A 23,981-nucleotide genomic window follows, 5' to 3' on the forward strand; every position below is an offset into this window, starting at 1 on the left:
ATATAAAGTATTTTATCTGGGAAAAGCCAGGTTGCCATTTTCGGTGATCTGGCTTTTTTATTAGAAAAACACAAATTTTTGTTTGCGAATTACCATCATTGATCTTTACCTTCGTGACAGTAAATTTTACCCTAACCAAATTCTGTAACCGCTATAATGAAGTACACTCTTACCGCCTTACTATTCGTATTTTCTTATTATTCTTTTTCACAAATAACGATACCATATTACGAGGATTTTGAAGGGGCTGCGGAGGCGGACTATTCGGAAGCCACAACAGACATCACCGGGCTACCGGGTTTTGAAATTGTCAAGACCACCAGTATTCAGGTGTCTATTTATAACTCCGGTATTGACGGATCAAGATCCCTTTTACTGGAGGACATTTCCACCAGTGATGATGTAAGCGAATCTGCTCTTGTTCTCAACCTTGATCTCTCTTCTTACGCGGTTGCTTCGGATCAGATCTTTGTTAATTTTCATTTCAAGGCATCAGGCTGGTGCTCTTCGGATCCAACGTGCGGGTATGAAAGAAGATTATATGCCCGTGGGTCTGATACTGATTCGTGGGTTGAGGTGGTGAACATAAATGATTATGCTGAAGACACGGAGCTGATGTTCTATTCCCCTGTTAATTATGTTGATATCTCTGATGCGTTAGCTGGCGCCGGACAGGAATTTAGCGCTACCAGTCAGATTGCATTTCACAATTCAGGAAGTTATTATACCAGAACATTTATTGATAATCTCTCTATATACGAACGACCTTCCAATTCGGTAGAAGTAATCGGATTTGATTTACCGAAAGGGAAGTATGGGTATACTTCTACAGAAGACGTTGGTGTGTATTTGGTTAACAGGGGTTCAACTACTGAGACATCCATCCCGATCACTGTTTCGGTAGACGGTGAAAATGGGCAATCGTCTGTGTCGGAAACAGTCACAACTTCATTGGTTTCTGATGATACCCTACTGTATACCTTATCAAATCAGTTTGACCTGTCCACTCTAGGAGAATACACATTTACCGCTTTCACAGGGATAGGGCCAGATGGTGGTGATTCGGAATCATATGAAGCCACCACAGTAAAGCTCGACAGGTATGAAGGTGGATTACCAGCATATAATAGTTTGGATTTTAGCATCAATACTTACTATAGTCAGGCAGTCGGAGATATAGAGCAGGCAGATGGATTCTCATTTTACGCTAACTCTACAAATGGGAAACTCGATGCAAAGAGTAGCTACCTGGAAATGCGAAGTGAGGTTTCGAACGAGTATGTAGTTTCGGACCTGATTTTTACAGCGGACTTTTCTTCCATTAGTGTCGCCGATTCATATGTACTAATGGATCTAAATTATCGGCACAGCGTGGATAATTATGATTCTTATGATAACAATATTTATATCCGCGGTAGTGAAGATGATGAGTGGTTAAAGCTTTTCAACTATCATCAGGGAGGTGCTAGTCAAACAAACCTGAACAAACGGTATTTAGCCATCAGCGATACGCTTAGTGCAAATAGCCAGGATTTCAGTTCAACCTTCCAGGTTCGATTTGGAGGAACCTTTAGCCGATGGTATCATTACCTGAGGCTTTTTGATTTATCGATTTATGAACAGCCTCAGGATAATGTCCAGATTATCAGTGCTGAGGTCCCGGCAAACAGTCCTACTTTGGGTGATGAGGAGATCACTTTGGGCATTGTCAATTTAGGTTTAGAGACACAGACATCCATACCTTTAACTATTGAGGTTACCGGGCCTGAGGGAGCAGTAGAGTCCGTTTCAGAGACTTTTTCTACATCCCTGGAAAGGTTTGATACGGCGAGTTACACATTTACCAATTTGTTTGACCTCTCTTTGACAGGTAATTATGAGGTAAAAGCTTACTCGACATTGTCAGGAGATGCTGACGTATCCGAAGATACTACTATTACCACATGCGGTAAGGAAGATGTATATGCCAGTGGGTTGCCATATCTCCAGGATTTTGAAGCGGTTGACGAAAGCTTTTCTTCCAATAGCAATGAGCCCGTCATAGAAGGCGCTGGTGGATACTCCTTTACCAGGTCTCAGGCAAATGGTCAGATCAAGGTCAATACCTCCAATGGGCTGGATGGATCTCAGTCAATTTTCCTAGGAAGATCATATAACAGTGGCACTTATAACTCAAGTGCTCTGACTCTCTGCATCGACCTTTCTGCATTAGACGCTGGTACAGATCAGGTCCTCCTTGATTTTATGTTTACTGTGAGCGATGTACATAATCGCAGCAATAACCGGGTTCAGGTGAGAGGGAGCGAAGGGGATGACTGGATTGAAATATACAACTGGTATGCAAACAGAGGTGATGATTATGAATGGGTACCGGTCCATGAGCTAGATCTGAGTGATTTTCTTGTAAATAATTCACAAAATTTTTCTCCTACGACTCAGGTACGATTTATTTCCGGCGGATTTAATAGTTCTGAAATATTATTGGTAGACGATATTCGGCTCTATGAAAAACCAGCGCATGATATTCATACTTTTGTATCTACGGAATTCAAAGACCAAAGTGCAGAATTTACCAGTTCGGAAGCTTTAACCATGGGCTTGGTTAACAGAGGCTCGAATACGGAGACAAGCATTCCTGTAGGGTTCAATGTAGAAGGAGTAGGATCTCCACAAGCGGCGTCAGAGACATTTACAGGATCATTAGCTCCGGGAGATACAACGTATTATCTGTTTACTTCTACATTGGATTTATCTGGTGTCGGATCATATGAGATAAGCTCATTTTCCGGCCTGCCGACAGATGAGTTCCAAAGTAATGATTCTTCCTCTGTCACGATTACATCACTATCCAATTATACCGGAACTTACCCCTATGAGGAAGATTTTGAAACCGATAATGGTGGTTTCAGGACATACGGTACGGCTTCCAGTTGGGAATACGGCCTGACAAGCGAGGGATCAAACGGATGGGCAACTGCTTTAGAGGGTAACTACAATAAAAACGAGTATTCCTATTTAGAAACACCATCTTTTGACTTTAGCGGTCTGGGTGCTGATCCTTATCTCTCGTTCGACTTAAACTACAACCTCGAAAATATTTACGATGACCTTTGGATAGAATTCAGTTTGGATGATGCTCAGACTTTTACAAGGTTAACCGGCCCGGAGCTTATGCAAAATGATGATGATTTGTGGACCGGTACAGGGAACCTTACAGTATCCAAGCTTTTATTGGATACACTGTCTGGAAAAGAAAATGTCATTTTTCGGTTCGTCCTGGACTCAGACTCCTACTTAGAGTATGAAGGAATGGTTTTAGATAATTTTAAGATCGAAGAACCTCTTGCTCATGACCTGAATGTCATATCTGTTGATCTGCCGAACTCAGGAGTCGGCCTTGGTAACGAGTCTGTGACCGTAGGAGTACGGAATCTTGGAACAAGCACCGAGTCGAGCATTCCTCTTAAACTTCAAATAGTGGTGGATGGGCAAACTACCACAATCAGTGAGACTATTGCCGGTCCGATTGTATTTCTGGACACCGTTTACTATTCATTTTCTGATGTAGACTTTTCTGCGACTGGAGAGTACTACGTAACCGCTTTTACAGAATTAGCCACTGAAGAATTTCTTGATAATGACTCCACATCCGGTACCACCGGAAAGCTCGATCTCTACACCGGTTCCCTGCCATTTTTTGAGGGTTTTGAAACCGGGAGTACAGATACCACTTACTCTCAGGTACTTTACAAGGTAGATAGTATCAGTGGTTTTAGCTTTGAGACCGATGGTTTAGGTAGCTTGAATTACAGTACATCTTATTCAAGATCGGGCGATCAGTCAATTGCGCTGTCCAGAACAGATTATACCTCGCGAGTGAAGAATGATCTGGTACTTTCTATGGACCTTTCCGGCTATTCTGTTGCTACTGCTAAAATTTTACTGGATTTCAGCTATATGCCTATATCTCCATATAACTATGGAAATAACCGTGTATTTATTCGGGGGTCAGAAAGCGATGTGTGGATAGAGCTCTATAACTGGTATGCCGAAAATGCTAACAGCTATGTGTGGAAAGATGTTGAAAAACTGAGCCTTTCTGATACATTGGCGGCCTATGGTCAGGAATTTACGGCCAGTACCCAAATCCGGTTTGGAGAAGAGGAGGATGCTCCTAATGATTATCTTTATTTAGACAATGTATCAGTCTACGAAAGACCACAGCATGATGTAGCTTTAACCGAGCTTGCATTGCCTGCTGAGAGTACTGGTCTTACTTCATCTGAAGAAGTATCTGTTACCATTATAAATAACGGAGTTTCTACGGAAACCTCTATTTCAGTTGGTATTTTGGTTAATGGGCCAACAGGGACAATTGAAGTGAACGAAACCATATCTACTTCTTTGGCCACCAATGATACCCTGGTGTATACTTTCGATGGTATTGATCTTTCTGCGATGGGTGAATACCGTGTAACTGCTTTTACAGAATTAAGTACTGACGAATTTTCTGATAATGACTCCACATCCGGTATCACCGGAAAGCTCGATCTCTATACCGGGTTGTTGCCATTCTTTGAAGGCTTTGAAACAGGGAGTACAGACACCACTTACTCCCAGGTACTTTACAAGGTAGATAGCATCAGTGGTTTTAGCTTTGATACTGATGGTTTAGGCAGGTTGGGCTTTAATTCATCTTATCACAGATCAGGAAGTAAGTCAATATTTCTGTCCAGGACTGAGTATACATCTCGTGTAAAGAATGACCTTATGCTTTCTTTGGATCTTTCAGCTTATTCGGTAGCTAGCTCGGATATTTTACTGGACTTTAGTTACATGCCTATTGGAGCATATAATTATGGGAATAACCGGGTATTTATCAGGGGTTCAGAAAATGATGAGTGGTTTGAACTATATAACTGGTATGCCGAAAATGCTACCAGTTATGTATGGAAAGATGTAGAAAGGTTAAGCTTATCTGATTCACTGGATGCCCATGGACAGGAGTTTACCTCTACTGCCCAAATTCGTTTTGGAGAGGAAGAAAATGGACCCTATGATTATCTCTACCTTGACGATATTTCAGTTTACGAACGACCACAACATGATTTAGTCTTGACGGGTGTTGGATTACCTGCATCAGGTACTGATCTAACTTCAACGGAAGCAATAACGGCTACTCTTGTCAATACAGGAGTTTCTACGGAAACCACTATTCCAATTAGTATTTGGGTGTACAGCCCTTCAGACACACTCGAAATAAGCGAAACCATATCTGCCTCTTTAGCCACCAATGATACATTGACATATACTTTCACTGAGGAGTTTGACTTTTCAGGAAGTGGCACCTACTCGTTTCTTGCCTACACTTCTTTGACTTCTGATGAGGATACCACAAATGATACACTGAGGGTAGGGGGATTGGAAAGCTTCCCTATTTATGAAGGCATTTTGCCTTTTGAGCAGGATTTTGAAATTAACGATGGAGGTTTGTTTACTTACGGCACAATCTCGAGCTGGGAGTTTGGAGCTATCGGCGAGGATAGTGTATGGGCTACCAATCTGGATGGGAATTATAATAATAACGAATATTCGTATCTACAGCTTCCTACTTTTGACCTGTCGGGTAGTTCAAATGATCCGTTTATTAGCTTTGATCTCAGTTTTGTTTTAGAGTCCGGCTATGACGATTTGTGGTTGGAATACAGTTTAGATGACGGAGCTACCTATGTACGCGCAGAAAATGGTAATCTGGGTTACAATGATGGAAACAATTGGAGTGGTTCAGGCACTTTGTCCGTCAAAGATGTAACCTTTGATGGTTTAGCAGGGTCGGAAAGGGTGATTTTCAGATTTGTTTTTGATTCTGACGGGTCTTATACTATGTCAGGGGTCACCGTGGATGATCTATTGATCGCAGAGCCGTTAGATCACAATATGTCCGTGTTCTCAGTGGAAGGACCGGAGATTTCTCCGTTGTTATCTACTAATGAGGAAGTAACAGTTGGCCTCATAAATTATGGTGTAAATATGGAAACCAGTACTCCGCTGACTCTGGAGGTGACAAACCGTAATGGAGAAGTGCAGGTTCTGGATGGTATTTTGACTGATCCTGTTAATCTTTTGGATACGGCTTATTTTATCTTCACCGGAGTTGATCTATCCGTAGAAGGAGATCATAGTCTGCAGGCATTTTCAGTGTTAGAAACTGATCAGTACTTAGGTAATGATACGGCCGAATATTATACGAGTCATTCTTTTACCTATTCTGAAGGACTTCCTTTTTATGAGGGTTTTGAAACTGGTGTTTCTGGCATCACATACAGGAATTTTACAGCTCAGATAGACAGCCTGGAATCTTTTAGCTTTGTGACAGATCAACCATACGGGTACCTGGATATTTATGATTTTAGTTTCAGGTCAGGCAGCAAATCACTGCGAATGAACAGGTCAGAAAATTACAGCACAACCACCAATGCCCTGATTCTAACAATGGACCTGTCTACGTATCAGGTAGCCTCTGATCCAATCTTACTTGATTTTAGTTTTACCCACAATTACGCAAGTAGTTATGATGGAAACGGAATATTTATTAGAGGTAGTTTTAGTGATGATTGGGTCCTCCTGAAGGATTGGTATGAAGAATCTCAAGGCGGTAATATCTGGGTTGACCTGATGGCACTCAATATCTCAGATAGTCTGGCAGCTAATGGTCAGGAGTTTTCAGAAAGCTTCCAGATTAAATTTGCTCAGGAAGAATATTCAAGTTATGACTTTCTTTTACTGGATGACATCAAAATATATCGCCAGCCTGATCATGATATTGGAATTGTAGATGTTTCTATCCCTGACCCCAAAGCATCACTGACTAATAGTGAGGTTATAAATATCAAGGCTGTCAACTATGCCTCAGCTACTGAAACGTCTGTTCCTCTGACAGTTGTTGTAGATGGCCCTGATGGAATTCAGGAGGTTACTGAAACTGTGACTGGTACCTTTAATGAGATGGATTCGATCATCTATGCTTTCACTACACCATTTGATTTTTCAGCAGCTGGTATATACACGGTTTCGGTTATTTCAGCACTGGAAACGGATGAGAATACAGAAAATGACACTTTGGTAGCGGAAACCGGTAAATTAGATCGGTATGTTGGAGCTCTCCCGTATTTTGAAGGGTTCGAAAGCTATACTGATACCACTTCATCTCAGTTTGAACCAAAAATATCCGGGGTCAGTGGCTTTAGCTTTGTAACCGACAATTCTTATGGAGAAATGAAAGCCTATGAAGGAACTGCGAGGACGGGTAATGGAGCTTTGCAAGTAGGAAGAAAGAGCTACTACTACACGGTAAAAAATGATTTAATCCTGACAATTGACCTTTCTGATTATACTGCTGCAGTAGATGATGTTTTATTGGATTTCAGTTTTTATACAGGGTATCAGGGTACTTTCACTAACAATAAGATCTATGTAAAAGGAAGTGAATCTGATGATTGGGTGGTCGTTTACGACTGGGTTGCCAACAGTGATACTTATTCCTGGGTAGATGTAAGCAGGGTTAATATATCTGATTCACTTGATCGGTATGGTCAGTCTTTTTCAGAATTCACCCAGATCAGGTTTGGTGAAGAAGAATCGAGTTCCAGTGATATGTTGGTGTTGGATAATGTAAAAGTTTACGTTTCTCCGCTTGCTTCAGGTAGAAGTGACGCAGTAGCGGTTACAGTAGATGGGATGCCCTACTTCGGTCTTGGCAGCGATGGATCGACGTATTTTTCGGATTTCTGGGCTGGAGATCAGCTTTATGATTTCACTGTGCCGAAAGCAGATTTTCCAGGTGTGGCCAGGAGAGGAGCTGTGGCTTTCGTTATAGGTAGTAAGGCTTATGTTGGGCTCGGGATCGATGAATCCGGAAATCACCTGATTGACTTTTACGAATACAACCCGTCTGCTGACAGCTGGACTCCGGTAGCTGATTTTGGCGGAGGAGCACGGTACGATGCGGTAGCCTTTGCTATTGATGATTATGGATATGTGGGAACTGGAATCAATTCAACAGATGAGCAAAAAGATTTCTGGAAATATGATCCATCGTCTGACACATGGTCTCAGGTAGCAGATATCGATTCTGATAAGCGTAGAGGAGCCTTTGCCTTCGTCATTAATGACAAAGCTTACGTAGGTGGAGGAATGTATTTCGATGATTTCAGTACACAGCTAAGTGATATTTATGAGTATGATCCTGAAACAGACGTGTGGACGGAAAAGATCTTTGCCGATGGTGTTAATTTAAGCTTTACAGACGCAACTGCATTCTCGTTATATGGAATGGGGTACATCGCATACGGCAGCAAAGATCAAATAACAAAATATGATCCTGAAACCAACGAAGTTACCAGTCTCGGGGATCATTTAAGCCTGGGTGATAGCAGAAGAAATGCGGTCTCTTTTGTTGTGGGAGATAGCGCCTATGTAGGTCTGGGAAGTTATGGTTTTTCACCCACCTCATACGAAAACAGTTTTTATTTATACCATGAGCCAAATTCATTTCCTTACGATCTGTATATCGATAATGATGATTTCGATGAGAATGAGGAATCCGGTACTTACATAGGACGTTTCTATACTTTCGATCCTGATCACGATAAAGGCTTCGTCTACAAATTAGTTGGACCAGATTCACTTTATCAAAACGATAAGTTTACGATTACAGGGGATTCATTATTTACAAATGATACCTTCAATTATGAGGTGGATTCAAGCGATTACAGTATTCGTGTAAGATCCACAGACTTGAGGGGTGATTCTTATGAGGAAACTGTGACCATATATCTTGATGATGTAAACGATGGCCCGACTGGTATTGAGCTGTCCAACTCTACCGTTGCTGAATCTGCCGCTGAAGTAGAGGTAGGTACGCTTTCAGCCATTGATGAAGATGAAAATGACAATTACACTTACCAAATAGTGGACGGAGACGGATCTAACGATGTTGATAATTTACTTTTCGCAATTGATGGAAGTAAATTGGTAGTCTCAGACACTGACTTTGAGTCCGGAGCTACCTTGTTTGTCAATGTACAGGTAACCGACCAGGGCGGACTTACTGCAACACAGGCATTTGAGATCACAGTGACAGATGCAAACGATGCGCCTACGGACATCCAGCTATCAGCTAATGAGGTCTATCCTGGGGTGGAAGAAGGTACTTTGGTAGGAGAACTAACCACCACTGATCCGGATGAAACTGAGCAACATTTTACATATACTGCTGAGAGTCTGTTATTTGAGGTTGAAGGAAATCAATTACTTACCCGATATATTGACGGATATGAAAATGAAACTGTTAGTGTGACCATCATTTCCACAGATCAGGATGGATTATCAATCAGTAAGAACTTTAATATCGTATTCCTAAGAGATTCAACTGCTTTGGGTATCGGAGATAGAATGCCCGGGTTGGTAATGTACCCTAATCCAACTAGCTCCTATATTACCGTTTCTTTGCCAAATGGTGGTCCTGACAAGGTCCAACTGTTTGACCTGAATGGAAGAGTTATTCTGACTCAGCACAATGAACTTGATGAGATAGATCTAAGGGAGGTGAAAAAGGGAATATATATATTAAGAGTGTATAAAGGCTCTCAATATCGGGATCAGAAACTGATCCTTAAATAGAATACATGGGGTGGTCAACCTAACCTAAAAAGGGCTGCCGATCCGGCAGCCCTTTTTTATGTGTTGGGCATTGAGTCCTATTTTTTAATGAATCGTTTGATGAGAGAATCCTTACCATTTTCTACCTTAAGAAAGTAAGTGCCTGCCGGAAGACCTTTCAGTCCAATAGTTATTTGGTTCCCTGAGATCCCGGTTAATTTCTCATAGACCTTGCCGCTCAAGTCCATGATTGCAACTGATGATGCCTTGAACCCATTTGGAATATCGAGATTAATCTTGTCAGTTGTTGGGTTAGGGTATAGGTTCCATTGGCTTTGGCTGCCCTCAACTGTAACTGCTTTTCTCGCTGAAGAGCTACAGTTTCCTACTACAAAGCTGTGCGGATTGGCTGCTGAGTTGCGTTCGCCTCCTTCAGGTACGCTATAGGTATAGTAAAAGTAAACAGTTTCACCACTAGCTGCATTCACCTGGAATGGTACATTAGGGTCCCCTCCATAACCAGGAAAAGTACTGTTTGGATCTGTGCTGTAGTAGAGCAGGAGAGTAGGATCACCAATGCCACTTTGCCCGGGAATAAAAGTCAAAGTGGGATTACTGGAATCTTCTGATATTTCTACCGTATAATCTCCGTTAGGACCTTGTTGAGTACATCCGGTAGGGTTGCTTACGGTACTTTCCACAGCTTCTGCATAATTGAGGTTAAGCCCCGGTGCATCAAAATAGATGCGCATGGTATGTGATCCCTGGCCGATGGTTATGCTTTCCGAAGTGATGGTTTCAAAAGTTTGCCACGCGCCTGTGACAGGCATGGATAATGAGCCGGTTACATCTTGTCCGTCTATTTCTACGTGGATTGATCCATTTCCGTCCGGCGATGCTACCCGTAAATTCAGGTCATAGGTGTTTGAGCTGGCGGTAGCATTGATCGTGTACTCTAACCACTCTCCGGCTGCTGTCCAGCCCACGTTATATCCACCACCGGTATCACCCGTTGCTTCAATATCCACATCTTCACTGCGATAGGCCCCTCCGGAGTTTCCTGCGCTTGTGTCGTGGTAGCCTACTCCCTCGCCGCCTTCATTGTAGTCTTCTGCCTCCACTATTCCAGGGATGGTAATGCCATTGTTGGTAGTGCCTGTATTTACATCCACATTGCTGATGGTGGATGTGCACAAGGTTCCATCGTTGTGGGAAGTGGTTACCAGCCCGATGTATACTGAACCAGCCATCGAGATTGTGGAGGTCCCTATAATAGTCCAGGAGCTACCATCTGCTGATACGCTGCTGGTAAAATCATCCCCTGATCGTTGCAGTCTTACCCAATAAGGTGCATTGGCAGTAGGTCCTGCGGTATGACTGCTGGAACCTCCTGTGGTTGTGCGTCTTTGAAAACCGCTTACCCCCGTAGGAGTGATGATCGTCATCGCATGACTGGATGATCCTGAAAGCGATTCTCTGATCATAACTCCGGCTTTCGCCCAGGTATCGGTGTTGGTCAACGAATTTACCTGTGCGGTGATGGTACCATCTCCGTCCAGTGGTTGATATACGTACCTGAACTCGTCTGAGCTACCCCAAATATCAGCTCCTGATCCTTCAAGTGTAAAGGTGCCATTGGAGAAGCTGGCAGAGCCTGTGGCTGAAACAGAACCTATATCGTCGCTTGCCCAGGGGCTTGGTAATACGGTGGAAGAGGATACGGATATGTTTGTGGTGGCTGTAAAGCCTCCATCTACAGTAGTTGCGGTGATCGTTGCTGAACCATCTCCCTGTGCGGTTACCAGTCCTGTGGAATTGACGATAGCCACACCCGTGTTGTTGCTGGACCAGCTAACATTTTGGTTGGATGCATCCGATGGGGATACTGTGGCTGTTAGTTGTAACTGATCTCCCGGAGATAAATTTCCAGTAGTAGGGGAAACGCTAACTCCGGTCACATTCACTGTAGATCCATTCCCATCATCCCAGACTATATCATCTATAGCAAACTGGAATGTAGAGGTAGGCAGGGCTCCATCCACACTGGAGATTGCAAACATATAGCCTATATCCTGGAAAGCCAGGAGCCCTTCATATTCAGCCAGTGGGATCTCCACCTGACCCCATTCACCATTTCTCACGAGCCCATACTGATCCTGGTTGGCGGGGAAGGTAATATAGGTTTCATTGGTATAGTTATCTGTAATGCCAATTCTAAAGGATACATCCGCCGGAATCTTGATCCTGAATTTTAAAGAACCATTTTCTACAAAATTGGACATATTCTTCCCATAGGAAGCTACTACTCCGCCTCCAAACCAGCTGTTGGCAGCGGTAGTTTCCCAGGCAATTACATTGTCCCCCTCGTATGGGGCCGTAGTACCTTCCTGCACAGTGCCCCCCCAGCCATAGATCTCTCCGTCAGTTCCGAAAGTAAGGTCATTGGAGGTAGGAGTGGTGTCTGTATAAACTCCAAATGTGCCTGATTCAGGTTGTACCTCTCCGTAATTCAGTTCTACTTCTCCATGCCCATTCCATTCAGATACCCGAACGTAGTCTATGTACATTTTTCCCGGAAGGGGAGCTGTAACCTGTCCGTTTGTAGCTGCATCAGTAAAGTTACCCCCCACCGCAAGGTTTAAAAGAAGGAAAAATGGCTTGGTAAACGCTGCGGTATTTCCTTCCGGGTCCAGAGGAAGAGGGTTTGTATATAGGTCGTATTCTACACCATTATCCTCTACTACAAAGCGCATCTGAGTTGGCTCCCAGTAGAGCTTGTAGGTTACGAATCGATCATTCAGCGGAGTGGAAGGTACGTAGGGCTGGTTGTAGTTGACGTCATAGGCAATACTTCCGTAACTACCATCAGTCGTTTGAAAAATGGCATTACCACCTACATAATTGTTGACGGTGCTGTTTGGGTAACCCTGCTCATCACGGCTGGCAAACGCGTGCCCCATTTCCATCATATCTATTTCACCTTTTGCGGGCCAGGCCAGGTTAGTGGTGCCCAAAAGCCATGCTGCAGGCCAGAGTCCTGTCTCCAGGTTTGGGACGCGCATTCGGACCTCTATCAATCCATAGTGAACAGAAAGACGTTCCTCAGTAGTTACTTTACCTGAGGTGAAGGCTCTGCTCCCGGAAGTTTCATTTCTGGCTTCCAGGACCAATGCGTTATTTCCCGGCTCGCCAGGTATCTCTTCGATGTATACATTGCCGGATTCATAGGATTGGAGTTCGGCATTACCCCAGCCACACAGGTTAGGACACCCGTCTCCGATATCCGGTTCCCAGATGTCTGTGTTTAGGGTATTGAAGTCGTCCTCCCAAAGGACATTGCCTATCTGGCCATTCACTATTGTTCCTGCAGTCAAAGCAAAGAAGATGAGCGAATACCTGAGTAGCGTGTTGAGTTTTTTGATAGCTTTAATTCTCATAGGTTATCGTTTAAAATGAAAAATTTCGAATGCAATTAGTGTTTGATTGCATTTATTCATTCTAAAGATCCCATATAAGCCATCATGTTCAAAATTTTACAATACATCAAAACTACATCATACTTCTGTGAGGTACCTGTAGTATTCTCTCCAAAAAGCAATTAATTACCCGAAAAGGTGGTTTGAACTCAACAATACTACATCAGCAAGTTTTCATGTTTTTTTGTCTACTACAGCGATAGGGGAGTCTTCCTTTCACCAATTTGAATTTGATAATCTTGCTTTATTAATCGGTTTTCTGTAACTTATATCTCCATTTATGAAAGTATAAACACTTGATAACTATAATCTTATAGTCTATGGGGAAAGGTGATCGAAAAACCAGGAAAGGAAAAATCTTCAAAAAATCATTTGGTGTAAGGAGGCCTCATAAGGAGCAAAAGCCTGAGAGTACTCAAACCAAAAAGAAGACTAAGTAAGGTCCTTTTAATAACTAGTGTTAAGTTAACGATATAATGTCTCAGCATGGTGTAGCAATACACTCTCATTATTTCCCGCAGATTACGCTGATCTTCAATGCACTTCTGCGTTTATCTGCGACATCCGATACCGACAATTTTATGCTTAATGCGGCACTAGTGTTAAGTTGCTGAATTAGACTACATTTAAAATGTGTTGCAAATAGTTGATTGCCAGATCATTGCTTCTATTTACCCTGACAAAAATTTCCTTGAAGAGGAATTTTTCGTCTTGGTTGATTATTTGTGCCACTAGGCACTAGTGTCACGATTACTAAGAAAGTAAACTAATTATTCATGCCATCACTCAGCTTCTTTACTTATAAAACAAGGATTTCATCAACTTAGTGATGGCATGAATTAGTGTCCTTATTTAAGAGTCACAACACTAGCTCAAAAGTGTAATGGAACCTGTGGGTAAATACCTGCAGGTTTTTTTATTGAAAAAATGTGAGCACTTTGTAAGAAATTAAAACGCATCCCGGACTAGTGGTGTAAACTCTTCTTCTTTTTAATGAAAGAAAGTAAACAGCGAGAAATATTTGATGGATGGATCGATCAGCACAAGGGACTCTTGTTTAAAATCCTGAGAGCCTATGCATTTACTGCTGAGGATCAGGAAGACCTTTTTCAGGAGATCACCTTACAGGTATGGAGGTCTATCCCAAATTTCAGGCAGGAATCCGCGGTAACTACCTGGCTTTATCGCATCTCACTTAATACTGCATTGAAGTGGAAGAGTAGAGAGCAGAAGCATATATCAGGAAGAAGTCCGATAGACTATGCCTCACATGTTTTACAGGGAAATCAACATTTGGTGGACGAGCGACTGGAGTGGCTGTATGAAGAAATAGCTCACTTAAATGAAATAGACAGATCCTTATGTCTGCTATTACTTGATGATTTCAGCTACAGGGAGATGTCTAAGATCTTAGGGATTTCAGAAAGTAATGTCGCGGTAAAGATCCACCGTGTAAAAAAACATCTGGTTGCTCAATCAAAAAAAATGTATCAAGACCATGAAGTTTGAGGATATGAAAAAAATATGGGACGAACAAAATCAGGCATATCTCTATGCTATTGATGAGGAGAAGTTACACGACACCATTATGCATAGAAAGAGAAGTAGTAGCAGGGTGGTCAATAAGGTGGAGTGGCTGGCTATGGGCTCTAACCTGTTTGCAGGGGGCATCCTGATAGGCGATCTTTTCTGGGATGGGTTTGCTTTAGTAGGACTTATCCTGGGTATCTATATGTTAAGTGCAGCTACTTTCATTTATTTGAGGCGGCTGAAACGGCTGAAAGGAGAGGATAATTTTGAGCGAACCATGCTGGGCGACCTCCAGCATGCATTATCCAATGCCAGATATCAGGTAGGACTGTCCCTTATGCTGCTGATTTACTTTATACCTGTTGCTGTTCTGACTTTCATCAGCTGGTGGGCTCGCGGGAATTCAATGTGGTCGTTAATTGCAATATCAGGTTTTTTTATCGTCGTTTTTATAGCCGCTTTGATCGAGCATAAGAAATGCCATGTAGCCCGGAAAAACAACCTTGAGAAGATGCTCAGGAAGCTCGAAGAATAACTTTAAAGGTGCCTTTTATTTCAGAAGGTAGATATGAGGTGCTAACCCCACCAATTCAAAAAGTCCGGAGTGTGCAGAAGCCTTGTCTACCTTCTTTCTCGGATCAGAGGCTAAGTACACACTTTTAGTATGCCATTTACATAGGTCTACGATCTTAGAAGTACCTGTTTTGTTTACGAAAGAAAAAGCATCAAACTGGTCTGTGCCCAGGAAAGCTGCATGAATCCCGGAAATGTATTCATCAATTTCATCGTCCCGGATTAGTTGGACATTTATACCATGAGTTTCCAATTCCCGTGCTTGCAATTTTCCTTCGCCGCCTGGTACCGAATGGGTCTGAAGAACGACAGGTTGAAACCCCTGCTTTTTTAATAAGTTTAACACCTGAATAACCACGCCACTATGGCTGTGTAATAGTAAAGTGACCTTTTTAGCAGGTAGAAGTTCTGCCAGCCTATCAGCCATTTTAGCTGGTAAAGATTCCCATTTTTGCCGGTAATTTCTTAAAGCTTCATCAAACCCGGTGCCAATAGAGGGCTCTAGGGCTTCCAGAAAATGATGAATGACCCTCATGGATTGGTCGATTTTTTTCAGCCGGGAAAATGCCCATTGAGTTAGCTCTTTCTTTGGTTGATACTTGAGAAAAGCTTGCAAAATACACTCCAGCAGGTATGTAGATCCATGTATAGTGTCATTATAAATCGCATTTATTTCACTTTTAAAGATCGATTGGCTCATAATGAGATGGTTATAATGGATTGAAAAAGAATAAAAAATTCAAGCATTTGTCTGATATCAGCAGCTAGAATTTCACTTACGCTAAATATACTTACGTATTTCAAGTAGGAGTTTTACCTACCAGCCGGTTATATAACTTAGAGGGATTGTTTTAAATTCTCTTTATATTTCAGGACAAATGACCGCCAAAACCGTACCGTCTATCGCCTTTATAAGGTCGCTATTGCCTTATAAGTATTTGCTATTCGTTCTTCTATGGACGGCATCTATTGTTGTCTCCTTGGGTCAGACCAGGGGAGAAATCATCAAAAGTGGAGATGCGGTCCTCGATCCTAATGGCGATGGTTATGTGTCAAAAACCACTGACGGGTTTTCCATTGATGGCTATTACGTAGATGAGTTTGAGCTAAATATGTTTGGACTCCCTTTTGCAGGGGCGGGAGAAACTTCAGGAGATAGCCCTCAAAGTTGTACAAATACCGATCTCGCTACTGATACTACAGGTTTTTCTGCTTACGGAGTTTTAGAGGGTGATAACCTGATCTTTAGGTTTCGCCTGGCTGGTGACCGTCCCAGTGTGGAAGCTTATACCGTCCTTATTGACACTGATAATTTGATCGGACCGGAAGATCCCAATTATTCAGCTGATAATCCGGGTTTTGAAGTGGATATTACACTCATCAAAAATGCAAGCAAAGGAGTCTTTGTTTATAATTTGGATGGAATAGATTCCTGCCCGGAAGCAATAGCTTCTTACCCATATAGTACCCATTTTCAAAACTCAGTGGCGGGAACTACCTCCTGTGATGATGCGGATTACTTCTATGATTTCTACGTTCCTTTTCAGATGCTGACAGATGAATTCGGGATCACTGCTCAATCTGAATTGCGGTTTATTGCGCTTACAAACGTGTCAGCTACCTGCGCAATGGGCGGAGCAATATCTGATGTAGGGGGAGTGGATGATTCTGAATACACTTCTTTTGAGGAGATGTTTTTGGACCTTACTACAGACCAATGCCCTACTGCACTTGAAGATCTGTGTCAGACCTGCGGTGGTTTTGCGATAGGTTCTACAGAAAAGCCTGTTATTGATCAGCCTGTAAAAGTGGGAGAAACCATGATCACGGGGTCAGCTGAGCTTACAGCCTCCGTTTTTTTGACTGTTTTTGATGTGGATGGGAATTTGGTCGAGGATGTGACCACCGTGGTAGATGAAGTGGGGGACTGGGAAATCACACTGACCAGCCCACTGAATATGGAAGATTCCATCATCGCTCGTGCTCAGCTAGAAGGAACATGCTCATCAGGTATTTCAGAGTCAGATCTCAGCTATGCAGTGGCCATCATCAATCAGGCACCTGTAATTTCTGCTACCACATCTGCGCTTACCTATAATGAAAACGATAGCCCACTGGCTATTTTCGGCGACCTTTCTATTTCTGATGTGGATGATACCGAAATAGATTCTGCCTGGCTCACTGTCACAACCAATTACGATGCGTCTCAGGATCAAATCAATTTACCACCTGATCAGGGGTTGAATATCTCGTGGAATGCTGCCCTCAATCGCGTGGAGATTTATGGAAAAGCGCTGTTATCCACGTATGAATCAGTTATTCGGGGCATTACATACAGTAATTCCAGTGAAGACCCCACAGAAATTACAAGGTCATTTTCCATACAGGTCCATGATGGGTTGTTAGGTAGCAATATGCTAAACCGAGACCTGGCACCGGTAAAGGTCAATGACGCCTCGGTTCTTTCCGGAACTACAGGTTCTCTGGTATCGTATGACGAGCTTGGTCCGGCCATCGCCATAGACGAAGCGATCTCGGTTAGCGATGTAGATGACACGGAGCTGCAGGGAGCCAGGATAACCATCAGCGTCAACTATGACCTGACAGAAGATACCTTGCAATTCACGGATCAGAATGGTATCACAGCCTCATTTGATGATGCGAACGGGACACTTAATTTAACTGGGACGGCCACTCTTGCTGATTATATTACGGCTCTCAGGTCCGTTGAGTACTTTAATCCCAGCGCTACCATTACCAACCAGGCGACCAGAACCGTCCGGTTTAGGGTGTTTGACGGTACTGATTCCAGCAATGTCTTTAACCGATTCATTGATATTACTTCCTCTAATGCTCCGCCTGATGTCGTAGACAGTGACGGGAATCCGCTACCCGATACCATTTACGTGTCCATGATGGAAGATATTCCTCTTGATACCTGTATTGATGCAGTAGATCCGGATGGGGATTTTGTATCAATTGAATCAACGAGTCTGGAAAACGGGCAGGGCACCGTGGATTTTGACCCGGATAATGACCTGTGCTTTGTATTCACACCAACGGAAAATTACTTTGGAGAAGAGTACATCAAAATAAAAATCACCGATGGAGCTTCTCCTGAAAAGTTTGATTCAGTGGTGGTGGCTCTGGATATCCTTGCGGTAAATGATATTCCTGAAACAGTGGATGATGCGGATGTACCTATTGATACCGCTTACTTCTCCACAGATGAAGATGTACCAATTAGCCAGTGCATTACTGCGTATGATGTTGAGTCTGACCCGCTGGAGCTGGCAGATGCTTATTCTACTACTTCAAATGGATCTGTTGTTATTGATGATGCATCAGGTTTATGTTATACCTACACACCTGATGAAGACTTCAATGGGACGGATAGTTTAAATCTGGTAGTTTGTGAGCAGGGGAGTACTACTCAGTGTGATACCCTGGTTGCCATAGTGGATGTTTTACCAGTAAATGACTCTCCGGTCATAGAGGTGGAGCCATCAGCAACAGATACAGTGTCTTTTGAAGCACTGGAAGATGTAATAACAAAGCTGTGTTTGACTGCAGAAGACCCTGACATGGATATGATTCAGGTAGTTTCCGCAGAGAACCTTGAAGGCCCCGGAATTTTTGAGCCAAATCCTTTGGGGGATCTTTGCTTTAACTTTCAAAGTGACCTGAATGCGAATGGTGTTGTTTACGGGCAGGTAGTTGTTTGTGATAACCAATCACCGGCTTTATGTGATACGGTGGTAGTAGAAATATCGATTACTCCTGTTAATGATGAGCCATTTTTTGAAGATGATGCTGCTAACCCACTCACTTCGTTTGATACTTTGTTTTTTGCGACGGAGGAAGATGCGGCTATTGACTTTTGTGTCAATGCATCGGACCCGGATGCAGATCCGCTTACGCTAACAGGGGCATTATCCACAACTGGAAATGGCACTTTCAGCATTTCTGACCCCGATGGTCTTTGTTTTAATTTCGTCCCCGACCCGGATTTTTATGGAAGAGAGATCGGAGAACTAACCATATGTGATGATGGTGGTTTGTGTAACAGTCAGGTGGTTGTAGTGGATATTTCTGAAAAGAATGACGAACCAGAGATAGAAGTAGAAGGGACGAAAGTTGATACGGTTTATTATGAGCTCAATGAGGATACTTCAGCAAACTTTTGTCTGGAGGCTACGGATATTGATGGGCATTCCGTTAGCCTGACAGGTATATTATCGGATAATCCAAACGGACTGATGGAGCTGGGCGATGCAAGTGACCTGTGTTTCAATTATACACCGGAAGCAGATTTTTCCGGGCAGGTAAGTGCAAAGTTGATTGTTTGTGACGACCAGAGTCCTGCGCTCTGTGACACGGTGGTAGCCATTGTGGATGTTATCCAGGTAAATGATGCTCCCGAAGTATTTCAGGCCGGAGAGGCTGCAGATACTGTATTTTATAATGTTAGCGAGGATGAGACCACAGCATTGTGTCTCAGCGCAGAGGATGTAGATGGGGATGTAGTGACACTTACTTCTATTTCTTCAGAAAGTACTGAGGCGGATTTTGATGCTTCCGGCGGGTTATGTTTTGACTTTATACCTGCAGAAAACGCTATTGGTGAGGTTTATGGAGAGGCTGTCGTTTGTGATGATGGTTCACCGGTTCTTTGCGATACAGTAGTAGTGGCAATCACGATTTTTCCCGTCAATGATCCGCCGTTCTTTGTTGGCTTGGGAGATACGCTGGTCATCAGTACGTGGGAAGACACCCCGGTTTCCTTTGAGCTGGAGGTCAATGATCCTGACGGTGACGAGCTTTCCTTTACAGCCATTGACTCAGAAACAAGCCTGGGTAGCTACACAGAGGTCGGTCAGGGCACCTTTGAGTTTGATCCGGATGAAAACGCTAACGGAACCGAATATGCTACACTTTCCATCTGTGATGGTGGTATGCCGGAGTATTGTGATGTATTGGTCCTTCAGATTGATATTGAACCTGTAAATGACACTCCGATAGCTGTAAATGACACAGTATACGTGATCACATATTATTCCATCAGTGGAAATGTGCTGGAGAATGATTCTGACATTGAAAACGATGAGCTCTTTGTCGTGACGGTCCTGGAGCAAGGCCCTGCTAATGGTGAGCTATCCTTATCAGAAAATGGGAATTATACTTATAAACCGAAAAAAGGATATAAAGGTACTGACGGGTTTGCCTATGTAGTATGCGATCGCGGGGATCCTTCAGAATGTGCAGAAGCCTCTGTTTTTATTCATGTGGAGGATCCTCTAGTAGTGTATGAGGCTATTTCTCCAAACGGAGATGGTTATAACGATCACTGGGTTATTGAAGGGATTGAAAACTATCCGAATAACCAGGTGAAGGTTTTTGACAGGTATAACCGGGTGGTTTTCGAAATGAACGGGTACAACAATCAGGATAAGGTATGGGCAGGTCAAACCAACAAAGGGCTTATCCGGAATGACCTGCCGACTGGTACCTACTTTTATATCATCAGCTTAGGATTCAATGAAAAGCCCATCAGTGGGTATTTAGTGCTGAAAACGGAATGATCAGGATTTATACCATATTAATTTTCATTTTGATAACTGGTGGATATTTACAGGCCCAGCAGCAGGCCACCTTTAGTCAGTACATGTTTAATGGTCTGGCTATTAACCCGGCATATGCTGGTTCTCAGGGTGTGCTTACTGCTACCGCTCTGGCAAGGTATCAAAGCCTGGGGTTGGAAGGTGCTCCTAATACACAGACATTTGCGGCTCATGCTCCGTTGCTGAACGAATTGATAGGAGTAGGGCTGCTGGTAGTCCGGGACAATATCTCCGTCATCAATCAATACTCTGTAAGTGGAGCGTATGCTTATCGCATAAAATTTAATGAGCTTTCCAGCTTATCCATGGGATTGCAGGTAGGTGTAAATACCATTTCCGCAAATTACTCACAGCTGTTGGCCCAAAACCCAAATGATCCGGCCTTTCAGGAGGACATTCGGTCTACCAGGCCCAATTTCGGCCTGGGGGTTTACTATCAAACCAATGTACTCTTTGCCGGGCTCAGTATTCCCCAGATGGCCAATAATGTATTTACCCGGGGTCCGGATCTGCAAACGATCAAGCAGGATAATCCAATCATATTAAATGCCGGATATATTTTGAAAATTACAAGAGCCATCCATTTCAGACCTTCCACACTGATTAAATTTGTCGGAGGGCAGATAGTGGAGGTGGATGTCAATGCGCAGTTGTCCTTTGATGATGTGCTTTGGGTAGGGGTATCTGCTACGTTAATAAATTCCGTTGATCTCCTCACTCAGTTGAAGCTGACCAGACAACTGAGGTTTGGATACGCTTATACCATGATCACCAATGAATTACGAACAGTTAATATCGGCACACACGAACTGATGGTGAGCTACAGGTTTGAGTTTCCTCCGAAAGATGGTTTGATATCACCGAGATACTTTTAGTAAGTTATGAGAAAATCCGCCGCCTTCCTTTCACTTTTGTTCTTTAGTTTCATCGGACATTCGCAGACTACGGATATAGCCAATTTCTTTAAGAGCGATCTGCAAAAAGCGGAGATCCTCTACAAGGATGGCGCTTACCCAAATGCCATAGAGCTCTACCAACGGGTATTGGATAAGAATCCAAATGAATTTCGTGCAAAACTCAGAATAGCGGAGTGTTACATGGCGATGAATGATCTTCCTCATGCCGTGCAGTGGTATGATATGGTCATCGATCACGCAGACCTGGAAGCCAATCATTATTATCAATATGCGCAGGCGCTATGTACTGCAGGCCGGTATGAGGAGGCGGTCAGGTGGTATCAGACTTACTCAGATCTAAACCCGGAGGATGTCAGGCCAAAAAAGAAAATCGCATTCATCGATCGGTTAGATTTCTATAGACGGGATTCTTCATTATTCTATATAGAACATCTGCCTGTTAATTCAGAGAAATCGGATTTTGCTGCCGTACCTTTTGAAGATGGGATCGTTTTTCTCAGTGCGCGGGATGAGGACCTTTTTATCAAATACAAAGATTCGGAAGGTGGTGAGGAAGTGACCCAGGCTCGTCTGGATCTCTACTTTGCTTCTAAAAATGATACCTCTTACAGTGTTCCTGAAAAATTCAACCAAAGTATCAATACAAGGTTTCACGAGGGGCCATTAGCGTTCTTTCATAACAGCCGAAAAGTCATTTTTACGCGTAACAACTATTATCATAATAAAAAAGGAAGAAGCAAAGATGGCCAGATCAAACTTAAGCTTTATTTCACTTCTCGTGATGAAAATAATGATTGGACCGACTTTGAGCCCTTTCCCTATGACGATGATGAATATTCAATGGCTCACCCATCTTTGAGTCTTGATGATAAGGTTTTGTTTTTCTCCTCAGACATGCCCGGCGGTTTTGGCAGGAGTGATATCTATTACAGTATGTGGGAAAACGGTGACTGGAGTCAGCCTGTAAACCTGGGCCCTGATATCAATACGCCGGGGGATGAGATGTTCCCGTTTATAGCTCATGATGGCAACCTGTATTTTGCATCAAATGGTCACGGAGGCTTTGGAGGTCTTGATATCTATCGTTGTTACCCGGATGGGAATCTTTACAACCGTGTTGAAAACCTCGGATACCCACTCAATACTTCCAGGGATGATTTTGCTTTCAATTTAGATGCGGACGGACGAAGCGGCTTTATCAGTAGCAATAGATCCGGGGGAAAGGGTAGCGATGATGTGTATAAGTTTTATCGCAGGTTCTTGAATGTAGCAGGACAGGTCGTAGAATCAAAAAAAGGAGAACCAGTTCCCAATGCTAAAATCACCGTCTACGATTCCACTAAAAACAAGCCACTGATAAGCCATTCTGATGATAAAGGAATGTTTACAGTTGACTTATTGCTAGACTCTAAATTTAGTTTGAAAGCAACAAGAGCCGGGTATTCTCCGCAGGGGTATACGGCTGTCAGTTCCGGTGGAAACCGTTTTGAGACGGATACGGTCACGGTCTACATGTGGAAGCACACCTTATTTGCTGAAGGCAGGGTCTTTAGCAATGAGACCCATGAGCTTTTAGCCAGAGCGAAAGTTACTATCCATAACCTTACTGATGACAGTATCAGCGTGGATTACCTTGATGAGACGGGTATTTACTTCTTTGTACTGGAGTCTGATAAAAAGTATCAGATCAGTGCTGAAATGCCTGAGCACATTTCTCAGGAGTTTGTCCTGAATACCGGTGGATTAGATGGGGATACACTGAGAAATGATTTTGTTCTGGAAGAGATGTATCGTGATAAGGATGTGGTATTTTTTGGGTTTGATGCGGCAGAACTACAACCTCAGGCTATCTCTAAGGTAAATGACATGATCAGGATTATGAAAAAATACCCGGAGACACACATAGTGATCAGTGCTCATGCAGATGCTCAGGGAACGTTTGAATACAATAAGTCTCTCTCAGACAGACGGGCTCTCGCAGTAGTGGATTATTTAAAAAGGAAAGGAATACCTGAAAACAGAATCATCTGGAGAGGGTTTGGAGAAGAACTCCTGATCAATAAATGCAGCGATGGCGTGGAGTGCCATGACAAGGACCATTCACTTAACCGGAGGGCTGAGCTTAAGATAGAGGATAACCGTCCTGAAAATCCTTTTGGAGAATATTTGAAGTCTAAAGAAGGAGAAAAATCCGAGTAGCTGTA

At 43.0% G+C, this 23,981-nt stretch carries 9 protein-coding genes; 7 read left to right on the top strand and 2 right to left on the bottom strand.

Features of this window, described 5'->3' with window-relative positions:
* The first annotated feature begins 156 nt into the window (after nucleotides 1–156).
* The gene (locus AC3E9V_RS11630) at nucleotides 157–9,681 is read left to right on the top strand and encodes a Kelch repeat-containing protein (RefSeq protein WP_488753369.1); all 9,525 of its coding nucleotides are present in this window, start codon (nucleotides 157–159) and stop codon (nucleotides 9,679–9,681) included.
* A 77-nt stretch (nucleotides 9,682–9,758) separates the two neighbouring features.
* Here AC3E9V_RS11630 and AC3E9V_RS11635 read toward each other — a convergent pair whose 3' ends face one another.
* A complete protein-coding gene (locus AC3E9V_RS11635) occupies nucleotides 9,759–13,097 on the bottom strand; it encodes a carbohydrate-binding domain-containing protein (protein ID WP_488753370.1) in 3,339 nt (1,112 codons plus the stop codon).
* A 359-nt stretch (nucleotides 13,098–13,456) separates the two neighbouring features.
* Between AC3E9V_RS11635 and AC3E9V_RS11640 the strand changes: the two genes are divergently transcribed.
* The 3 genes from AC3E9V_RS11640 to AC3E9V_RS11650 all read left to right on the top strand — a co-directional run bounded on the left by AC3E9V_RS11640 (nucleotide 13,457) and on the right by AC3E9V_RS11650 (nucleotide 15,201).
* Complete coding sequence (locus tag AC3E9V_RS11640) at nucleotides 13,457–13,576, top strand: 30S ribosomal protein THX (RefSeq protein WP_488753371.1); 120 nt, start codon at nucleotides 13,457–13,459, stop codon at nucleotides 13,574–13,576.
* Between the two features lie 553 nt (nucleotides 13,577–14,129).
* On the top strand, nucleotides 14,130–14,645 hold the full coding sequence (locus AC3E9V_RS11645; RefSeq protein WP_488753372.1) for an RNA polymerase sigma factor: 516 nt from the start codon (nucleotides 14,130–14,132) through the stop codon (nucleotides 14,643–14,645).
* A complete protein-coding gene (locus AC3E9V_RS11650) occupies nucleotides 14,635–15,201 on the top strand; it encodes a hypothetical protein (RefSeq protein ID WP_488753373.1) in 567 nt (188 codons plus the stop codon). The genes AC3E9V_RS11645 and AC3E9V_RS11650 overlap by 11 nt, the downstream gene beginning before the upstream one ends.
* 15 nt (nucleotides 15,202–15,216) lie before the next feature.
* On the opposite strand, the gene AC3E9V_RS11655 is transcribed toward AC3E9V_RS11650, so the two are convergent.
* Nucleotides 15,217–15,939 (bottom strand): eIF2B alpha/beta/delta subunit family protein, encoded by a 723-nt coding sequence (locus AC3E9V_RS11655; RefSeq protein WP_488753374.1) that lies wholly within the window; start codon nucleotides 15,937–15,939, stop codon nucleotides 15,217–15,219.
* Nucleotides 15,940–16,117: 178 nt separating this feature from the next.
* Between AC3E9V_RS11655 and AC3E9V_RS11660 the strand changes: the two genes are divergently transcribed.
* Genes AC3E9V_RS11660 through AC3E9V_RS11670 form a run of 3 tightly spaced genes read left to right on the top strand, consistent with a single transcriptional unit; the run spans nucleotide 16,118 to nucleotide 23,976 of the window.
* Entirely contained in the window at nucleotides 16,118–20,821 is a 4,704-nt protein-coding gene (locus tag AC3E9V_RS11660) for a tandem-95 repeat protein (RefSeq protein WP_488753375.1), read from the top strand.
* Nucleotides 20,818–21,735: a PorP/SprF family type IX secretion system membrane protein gene (locus AC3E9V_RS11665; protein WP_488753376.1), complete on the top strand. Its 918-nt coding sequence runs from the start codon at nucleotides 20,818–20,820 to the stop codon at nucleotides 21,733–21,735. Before AC3E9V_RS11660 ends, AC3E9V_RS11665 begins: the two co-directional genes overlap by 4 nt.
* Nucleotides 21,736–21,741: 6 nt before the next feature.
* Nucleotides 21,742–23,976: an OmpA family protein gene (locus tag AC3E9V_RS11670; protein WP_488753377.1), complete on the top strand. Its 2,235-nt coding sequence runs from the start codon at nucleotides 21,742–21,744 to the stop codon at nucleotides 23,974–23,976.
* Nucleotides 23,977–23,981: the final 5 nt, after the last annotated feature.

The sequence above is a fragment of the Marinoscillum sp. HNIBRBA16962 genome (assembly GCF_057801515.1).

Excerpts from the sequence above, each read along its gene's own strand:
- AC3E9V_RS11665 (WP_488753376.1), top strand. The coding sequence starts at position 20,818 with ATGATCAGGATTTATACCATATTAATTTTCATTTTGATAACTGGTGGA.
- AC3E9V_RS11635 (WP_488753370.1), bottom strand. The coding sequence starts at position 13,097 with ATGAGAATTAAAGCTATCAAAAAACTCAACACGCTACTCAGGTATTCG.
- AC3E9V_RS11630 (WP_488753369.1), top strand. The coding sequence starts at position 157 with ATGAAGTACACTCTTACCGCCTTACTATTCGTATTTTCTTATTATTCT.
- AC3E9V_RS11670 (WP_488753377.1), top strand. The coding sequence starts at position 21,742 with ATGAGAAAATCCGCCGCCTTCCTTTCACTTTTGTTCTTTAGTTTCATC.
- AC3E9V_RS11655 (WP_488753374.1), bottom strand. The coding sequence starts at position 15,939 with ATGAGCCAATCGATCTTTAAAAGTGAAATAAATGCGATTTATAATGAC.
- AC3E9V_RS11650 (WP_488753373.1), top strand. The coding sequence starts at position 14,635 with ATGAAGTTTGAGGATATGAAAAAAATATGGGACGAACAAAATCAGGCA.
- AC3E9V_RS11640 (WP_488753371.1), top strand. The coding sequence starts at position 13,457 with ATGGGGAAAGGTGATCGAAAAACCAGGAAAGGAAAAATCTTCAAAAAA.
- AC3E9V_RS11660 (WP_488753375.1), top strand. The coding sequence starts at position 16,118 with ATGACCGCCAAAACCGTACCGTCTATCGCCTTTATAAGGTCGCTATTG.
- AC3E9V_RS11645 (WP_488753372.1), top strand. The coding sequence starts at position 14,130 with ATGAAAGAAAGTAAACAGCGAGAAATATTTGATGGATGGATCGATCAG.